We start from the raw sequence: 7,153 nt of genomic DNA, 5'->3' as shown, positions 1-7,153 counted from the left end.
TGGGTGCATCAGTAGCGGTAGTGGTCCGCCTTGTACGGGCCTTCGACCTCGACGCCGATGTAGGCGGCCTGCTCGGGACGGAGCGTCGTGAGCTTGACGCCGAGGGCGTCGAGGTGGAGGCGGGCGACCTTCTCGTCCAGGTGCTTGGGCAGCACGTACACGTCGGTCGGGTACTCGGCGGGCTTGGTGAAGAGCTCGATCTGGGCCAGGGTCTGGTCCGCGAACGAGTTGGACATCACGAACGACGGGTGCCCGGTGGCGTTGCCCAGGTTCAGCAGGCGGCCCTCGGAGAGGACGATGAGGACCTTGCCGTCGGCGAACGTCCAGGTGTGGACCTGCGGCTTGACCTCGTCCCGCACGATGCCGGGGATCTGGGCCAGGCCGGCCATGTCGATCTCGTTGTCGAAGTGGCCGATGTTCCCGACGATGGCCTGGTGCTTCATCTTGGCCATGTCGGCGGCCATGATGATGTCCTTGTTGCCCGTCGTGGTCACGAAGATGTCCGCGATCGAGACGACGTCGTCCAGGGTCGAGACCTGGAAGCCGTCCATCGCCGCCTGCAGCGCGCAGATCGGGTCGATCTCGGTGATGATCACGCGGGCGCCCTGGCCGCGCAGCGACTCCGCGCAGCCCTTGCCGACATCGCCGTAACCGCAGACGACCGCGACCTTTCCGCCGATCAGGACGTCGGTGGCGCGGTTGATGCCGTCGATCAGCGAGTGGCGGCATCCGTACTTGTTGTCGAACTTCGACTTCGTCACCGCGTCGTTGACGTTGATCGCCGGGAAGAGGAGCTGCCCGTCACGCTGCATCTCGTACAACCGGTGCACACCGGTCGTGGTCTCCTCCGTGACACCGCGGATCTCGGACGACAGCTGCGTCCACTTCTGCGGGTTCTCGCCCAGGGTGCGGTTGAGGAGCTTGAGGATGTAGCTGTACTCCTCGCTGTCGGCGGTCGCCGGGTCCGGGGCCGCGCCGGCCTTCTCGAACTCGACACCCTTGTGCACCAGGAGAGTGGCGTCGCCACCGTCGTCGAGGATCATGTTCGGGCCGCCGGTCGGGGTGTTCGGCCAGGTCAGCGCCTGCTCCGTGCACCACCAGTACTCCTCCAGGCTCTCGCCCTTCCACGCGAACACCGGCACGCCCGCAGGCGCTTCCGGGGTGCCGTTCGGGCCGACCGCGATGGCCGCGGCCGCGTGGTCCTGGGTGGAGAAGATGTTGCACGAGGCCCAGCGCACCTCGGCGCCGAGCGCGACCAGGGTCTCAATCAGCACGGCCGTCTGCACCGTCATGTGCAGGGAGCCGGTGACGCGCGCGCCGGCCAGCGGCTGCGTCGCGGCGTACTCCTCGCGGATCGACATCAGACCCGGCATCTCGTGCTCGGCGAGAGTGATCTCTTTGCGCCCGAAGGCGGCCAGCGAAAGATCCGCGACCTTGAAGTCCTGGGTGATGGCGTCGGTCGTCATACGAGCTGCTCCTCGGAAGGTTGGTCGAGGGTGTATGGGCTGGATGCTGCGGCGACGGGCGGAAAGGCACACGAATGCCCGAGCGCTCGCGGCGCAGTCCGTCGGAGGCCCTCTCTCCCTCGGCCGACCCGCAGAACGGACCGCCCGACCGCCATCAGCAGCGACGTCTGGCTCCGGTCGAATCTACACCGATCGGCCCAGCGACCCCCAGCCCACCGGGTGTACCGGCCGAAATCCGTACCGTGGAGCGTTCCCGTGGCCGGGCGGCAGGGGTGCGGCTCGCGGTCCTCGTCAGTGCTGCGGTACGGGTGACGGGCCGCCGGGAGTCGCCTTCGGGTCCGCGCCCGCAGCGGCCTCGGCCTCGCTGTAGATGTCCGGTTCGAGGTAGATGACCCGGGCGATGGGGACGGCTTCGCGGATACGGGTCTCCGCGGCGTTGATCGCGCGGGCCACTTCCGCCGCCGTGTCGTCGTGCTGGACCGCGATCTTGGCGGCCACCAGGAGTTCCTCGGGGCCGAGGTGCAGCGTCCGCATGTGGATCACGGCGGTGACGGTGTCGTGGTCGACGATGGCTTCCTTGATCTTGTCGACCTCCTCGGTGCCCGCCGACTCACCGAGCAGCAGGGACTTCGTCTCCGCTGCCAGGACGATCGCGATCAGGATGAGCAGGGTGCCGATGCAGAGGGTGCCGATGCCGTCCCAGACGCCGTTGTCCGTCGCCACGGCCAGTCCGACGCCGGCCAGCGCGAGGACCAGACCGATCAGTGCGCCGAAGTCCTCCAGCAATACCACCGGAAGCTCGGGGGCCTTGGCCCGGCGGATGAACTGCGCCCAGGAGAGGGTGCCGCGCGTGTGGTTGGACTCCTTGATCGCCGTACGGAAGGAGTAGCCCTCCGCGATGAGCGCGAAGACGAGGACGCCGACCGGCCAGTACCAGTTGTCCAGGGAGTGGGGGTGCTTGACCTTCTCGTAGCCCTCGTAGACCGCGAACATCCCGCCGACCGAGAACAGCACGATCGAGACGAGGAAGGCGTAGATGTAGCGCTCGCGGCCGTAGCCGAAGGGGTGCTGCGGGGTCGCCTCGCGCTGGGCCTTCTTGCCGCCGAGGAGCAGCAGGCCCTGGTTGCCCGAGTCGGCGAGTGAGTGGACGCTCTCTGCGAGCATCGACGACGAGCCACTGAAGAGGAACGCCACGAACTTCGCTACCGCGATCGAGAGGTTGGCGCCGAGCGCCGCCACGATCGCCTTGGTTCCACCTGACGCACTCATGGGTGGACGTGTTCCCTTCGTCGGTGCCGCGGCATGGGTGCCGCTATTCGGCCGCACATTGTTGCATCAGGCCACGACGGTGGCGCGGAAGACCGTCCCCGTACCGGTCAGCGTGACGGTCTCGCCCGCCGGGACGAAGACCGACTGGCCCGGTACCAGGGCGAGTTCACCCACGCGCGGAGTGCCCGCCGTGCACAGCAGGATCTGCGCGGTGGCCGCGGGCAGCGCGAGGGGCGGGGCGTCCTCGGGGCGTACGTAGCGCGAGAGCCGGAACTCGTCGATGGGGGTCTCGTACAGCTCCTCGCCGTCCGGGGCCGCTTCCGGGCGCAGGATGCCGGGGTCGGCCGCCTCGAAGCGGACCACACGGAGCAGCTCGGGGACGTCGACGTGTTTCGGGGTGAGACCGCAGCGGAGCACATTGTCCGAGTTCGCCATGATTTCGACGCCGAGGCCGCTGAGGTACGCGTGCGGGATGCCCGCACCGAGGAAGAGCGCTTCGCCGGGCTGGAGTTGGACGTGGTTGAGCAGCATCGCGGCGAGGACGCCCGGGTCGCCCGGGTAGTGGTGGGCGAGTGACGCGTACGCGGCGTAGGCGCCGCCGAGGCGTTCGGCCGCGGCGGCTGCCTCGGTGACCGTGGTCTTCATCCCGGCCGGGTCCGCGGAGAGGACGGCCGTCAGGACCTCGCGCAGCGCCGCCTCCTCGGGGTGCGCGCGCAGGATGTCCACGTACGGCTTGAGCGAGTCCACGTCGAGGGCGGCGAGCAGATCGGCCGACTCGGCCGGTGCGCGGAAGCCGCAGAGGCCGTCGAAGGGCGTGAGCGCGCAGATGAGTTCGGGCTTGTGGTTGGCGTCCTTGTAGTTGCGGTGCGGGGCATCGACCGGGACGCCGCGGCGCTCCTCGTCCTCATACCCCTCCTTCGCCTGGGCGAGGTCGGGGTGGACCTGGAGGGAGAGCGGGGCTCCGGCCGCGAGGATCTTGAGCAGGAAGGGCAGGCGCGGGCCGAACTTCGCCACCGCCCGCGCGCCCAGCTCGGCCTCCGGGGCCGCTTCGATGACGGCCGAGAGCGCCTGGTCACCGGTACCGCGGTCGATGTGGGACGGGGCTCCGGGGTGGGCGCCCAGCCACATCTCGGCCTGCGGCTCCCCGGTGGGCTCGGTGCCGGTGAGGGCCGGGAGGGCAGTGGTCGAGCCCCAGGCGTAGGGGCGCACGGTGTTGGTGAGGCGGTCCATGAGGCTACTTTCCGGGCTGCTCGGGCGGCGGTGCGGGCGGAGTGGTGTGCGGGACGGCTCTCGTACCGGGGCGCGCGCGGGTGCGGGAGCCCGGGCGCCGTTCGCGTTCAGGCCGTGGCAAGGGCGGTGTAGGCGGCGGCGAAGTCGGTGACCGCGAGGAGCTCGGCGAGGCATTCCAGCTCGCTGCCCGCCTCCGGTTCGAGCTCGCTGATCGGGGTGTCCTGGGCGAGAGCGATCTCGCGGGCGGCCGGGGCCGCGGTGAGGCCGCCCGCCGGGCGGTCGCGCAGGAGCACCACCCGGGCGTGCAGCGCCTGCGGGTCGTCCACCCGGTCACGGAAGAAGTCGTCCGGGTCGGCGTCGCCCGCGAAGGGGCCGACGAGCAGCGCGCCGTGCGCGGGCAGGGCCTCGGGCAGTTCGGCGGCGAGGGCGGGGCGGCCCGCCAGCTCGGTCAGTACGGCGGCGAAGCGGCGGCCGACGGGAGCCGCCGCGACGCCTTCGGTCCAGATGAGCGGGAGGGAGTCGGCGAGCTCCGACGCCAGGGTCTTGGCCGGGTTCGTGTACGTGGCGATGGCCGGGCCGCAGCGTTCCGCCGTGCTGTCCAGACGGTCGGCCACGCGCTGAAGGGTCTCGGGCGGCGCGGTGACCAGGCCGACCCGGTCGAGCAGGACCAGCAGCGGAGTGAGCAGGGCCCACAGCGCTCCGGGGCCGACCCCGGTGAACGGCACCTCGGTGTCCTCCTCGTACGGCGCCTCGGCCATCGGCACGACGAGACCGTGCGCACCGTCGACCGCCTCGGTCAGCGGGGAGCGGCGCGGGGCGACACCGACGACCGTGCAGCCGCGCCGGTATGCCTGTTCCGCGAGGAGTGCGAGGCCCGGCTCCGTGCCGTCGGCGGTGGCGATGAGCAGCAGGTCCACGGACCCGGCCCAGCCGGGCAGCGCCCAGCGCAGTGCGCCCGCGGCAGGGGCGACCCCCGTCGGGTGCAGCCTGGTGACCGGGGCCGCCGCGCCCGCCAGGGCGGTGAGCAGGTCGGCCACGCCGGTCGCGGCGGCGCCGGAACCGGCGACGAGTACGGCGCGGGGCCGCCCTTCCGGTTTCAGCTCGGCGAGGCCGGCCTCGGCCGCGTTCCGGGCGGCGGTACGGACACGGGCTCCGGCCTCGGCTGCGCCGCGGAGGAGTCCGCGGCGGTCGGCTCGGGCCAGGGCCTCCGGGGCGTCGAGCAACGACTCGTCGAGCATCGGGGGCTGCCTCCGATTTGCCTTGCGTGTACGGGTGCGTGCAGGGGGGCGCGGGGTGTGACGGTGAGCTGCGGCTGACGCGCGGGGCTGCACGGGGCACCGCGCGCCACTGCCGTTATGCGGGTCGGCGGGCCTCGTCGACGAGCAGGACCGGGATGCCGTCGCGGACGGGGTAGGCGAGGCCGCACTCCTTACCGGTACAGATCAGCTCCGGGTTCTCCTCGGCTGCCGACTGGTCGTCGAGCGGGGAGTGGCAGACCGGGCAGGCGAGGATCTCCAGGAGACCGGCTTCGAGCGGCATGGGGTGGTCCCTTCGAACATACGGTTTGGGCCAGGTCAGCGTACCGCCGGGGCGGGACGGGTGCGGGGGTTCGGGGCGGTTCGGGTGGGACGGGTGCGGCCCGTGGGGGCGCGGGCGACAGGTCTGCGGCGGGTGGCGCCGCTCCCGCCGGCCCGTGCCGTCAGCCGGTCCCGCGCACCAGGCGGAGGACCTCGTCGCGGACCCCGGCCATCGTCGGCTCGTCCCGTGCCTCCACGTTCAGCCTCAGCAGCGGCTCGGTGTTGGACGGGCGGAGGTTGAACCACCAGTCGGTGGACGTCACCGTCAGACCGTCCAGGCCGTCCGTCGTGATGCCGTCACGGTGTTCGTACGCCTCCCGTACCAGCGCCGTGCTGGCCGCCTGGTCGGTGACCTCGGAGTTGATCTCGCCCGAGCCGGTGTAGCGGTCGTACGGGGCGACCAGTTGCGAGAGCGTGCCGGGCTGGTTGCCCAGGGCGGCCAGGACGTGGAGGGCCGCGAGCATGCCGGTGTCGGCGTTCCAGAACTCGCGGAAGTAGTAGTGCGCCGAGTGCTCGCCGCCGAAGATCGCCCCGGTCGTGGCCATCTCCTGCTTGATGAAGGAGTGCCCCACCCGGGTGCGGACCGGGGTGCCGCCGTGCTCCCGTACGACCTCGGGGACCGACCAGGAGGTGATCAGGTTGTGGATGACGGTGCCGCCCGGGTGCGCCGCCAGTTCGCGGGCGGCCACCAGCGCGGTGATGGCGGACGGCGAGACGCCCTCGCCGCGCTCGTCGATGACGAAGCAGCGGTCCGCGTCGCCGTCGAAGGCCAGGCCCAGGTCCGCGCCGGTCTCGCGGACCTTCGCCTGGAGGTCGACGAGGTTCGCCGGGTCCAGCGGGTTGGCCTCGTGGTTGGGGAACGTCCCGTCCAGCTCGAAGTAGAGGGGCACCACGTCGAGCGGGAGCGGGGCCAGCACCGTGGGGACCGTGTGGCCGCCCATGCCGTTCCCCGCGTCCACGACGACCTTCAGCGGGCGGATCGCCGACAGGTCGACCAGGGAGAGGAGATGGGCCGCGTACTCCTTCAACGTGTCACGCTCGGTGACGGTTCCCGGAGTCGGCGCGGCCTCCGGGGCGCCGGTCGCCGACCAGGTCTCGACGAGCGTACGGATCTCCGCGAGGCCGGTGTCCTGGCCGACCGGCGAGGCCCCGGCCCGGCACATCTTGATGCCGTTGTAGCGGGCCGGGTTGTGCGAGGCCGTGAACATCGCCCCCGGCAGGTCGAATTGCCCGGACGCGAAGTACAACTGGTCGGTCGAGCAGAGGCCGATGAGGGTGACGTCCGCGCCGCGCGCCGCCGCGCCGCGCGCGAAGGCTCCGGACAGACCGGGTGACGAGGGGCGCATGTCATGGCCGACGACGATCGCCGACGCGTCCGTCACGTGTACGAAGGCGGCCCCGAACAGCTCGGCGAGCGACTCGTCCCACTGGTCGGGTACGACACCTCGCACGTCGTACGCCTTCACGACCTGCGACAAATCGACAGCACCAGCCACGTCGGTCCTCCTGATATCCGCTCTGTCCGCTATGGGCCCAGCACCCATCAAACTACCTGGGAGAACCGTGACCCCCCGCACACCGGAGCGGGCAGCGGGGCGCGCGCCGTGCGGG

General features: G+C 71.4%; 6 protein-coding genes. All 6 read right to left on the bottom strand.

Annotated elements, in window-relative coordinates:
* Window positions 1–8: 8 nt before the first annotated feature.
* On the bottom strand, window positions 9–1,466 hold the full coding sequence (ahcY, locus tag OG285_RS22190; protein ID WP_356834648.1) for an adenosylhomocysteinase: 1,458 nt from the start codon (window positions 1,464–1,466) through the stop codon (window positions 9–11).
* 291 nt (window positions 1,467–1,757) lie between these two features.
* The gene (locus OG285_RS22185; RefSeq protein WP_356834650.1) at window positions 1,758–2,735 is read right to left on the bottom strand and encodes a cation diffusion facilitator family transporter; all 978 of its coding nucleotides are present in this window, start codon (window positions 2,733–2,735) and stop codon (window positions 1,758–1,760) included.
* A 66-nt stretch (window positions 2,736–2,801) separates the two neighbouring features.
* Window positions 2,802–3,965 (bottom strand): mannose-6-phosphate isomerase, class I, encoded by a 1,164-nt coding sequence (gene manA / locus OG285_RS22180; protein WP_371791991.1) that lies wholly within the window; start codon window positions 3,963–3,965, stop codon window positions 2,802–2,804.
* Between the two features lie 107 nt (window positions 3,966–4,072).
* Window positions 4,073–5,203, bottom strand: a complete 1,131-nt coding sequence (locus OG285_RS22175) for an SIS domain-containing protein (protein ID WP_356834654.1) — start codon at window positions 5,201–5,203, stop codon at window positions 4,073–4,075.
* A gap of 115 nt (window positions 5,204–5,318) precedes the next feature.
* Window positions 5,319–5,504, bottom strand: coding sequence for a Trm112 family protein (locus OG285_RS22170; RefSeq protein WP_164267341.1), 186 nt, complete (start codon window positions 5,502–5,504; stop codon window positions 5,319–5,321).
* A 160-nt stretch (window positions 5,505–5,664) separates the two neighbouring features.
* The gene (locus tag OG285_RS22165) at window positions 5,665–7,038 is read right to left on the bottom strand and encodes a phosphomannomutase/phosphoglucomutase (protein ID WP_356834657.1); all 1,374 of its coding nucleotides are present in this window, start codon (window positions 7,036–7,038) and stop codon (window positions 5,665–5,667) included.
* Window positions 7,039–7,153: the final 115 nt, after the last annotated feature.

This window comes from Streptomyces sp. NBC_01471 (assembly GCF_041438865.1).
In the GTDB taxonomy this organism is placed as follows: Bacteria; Actinomycetota; Actinomycetes; order Streptomycetales; family Streptomycetaceae; genus Streptomyces.
This window is presented reverse-complemented; position numbering and strand designations above follow the sequence as displayed.

Bases quoted from the DNA above. Each gene is read 5' to 3' on its own strand.
- ahcY (WP_356834648.1), bottom strand. From the start codon at position 1,466: ATGACGACCGACGCCATCACCCAGGACTTCAAGGTCGCGGATCTTTCG.
- OG285_RS22185 (WP_356834650.1), bottom strand. From the start codon at position 2,735: ATGAGTGCGTCAGGTGGAACCAAGGCGATCGTGGCGGCGCTCGGCGCC.
- manA (WP_371791991.1), bottom strand. From the start codon at position 3,965: ATGGACCGCCTCACCAACACCGTGCGCCCCTACGCCTGGGGCTCGACC.
- OG285_RS22175 (WP_356834654.1), bottom strand. From the start codon at position 5,203: ATGCTCGACGAGTCGTTGCTCGACGCCCCGGAGGCCCTGGCCCGAGCC.
- OG285_RS22170 (WP_164267341.1), bottom strand. From the start codon at position 5,504: ATGCCGCTCGAAGCCGGTCTCCTGGAGATCCTCGCCTGCCCGGTCTGC.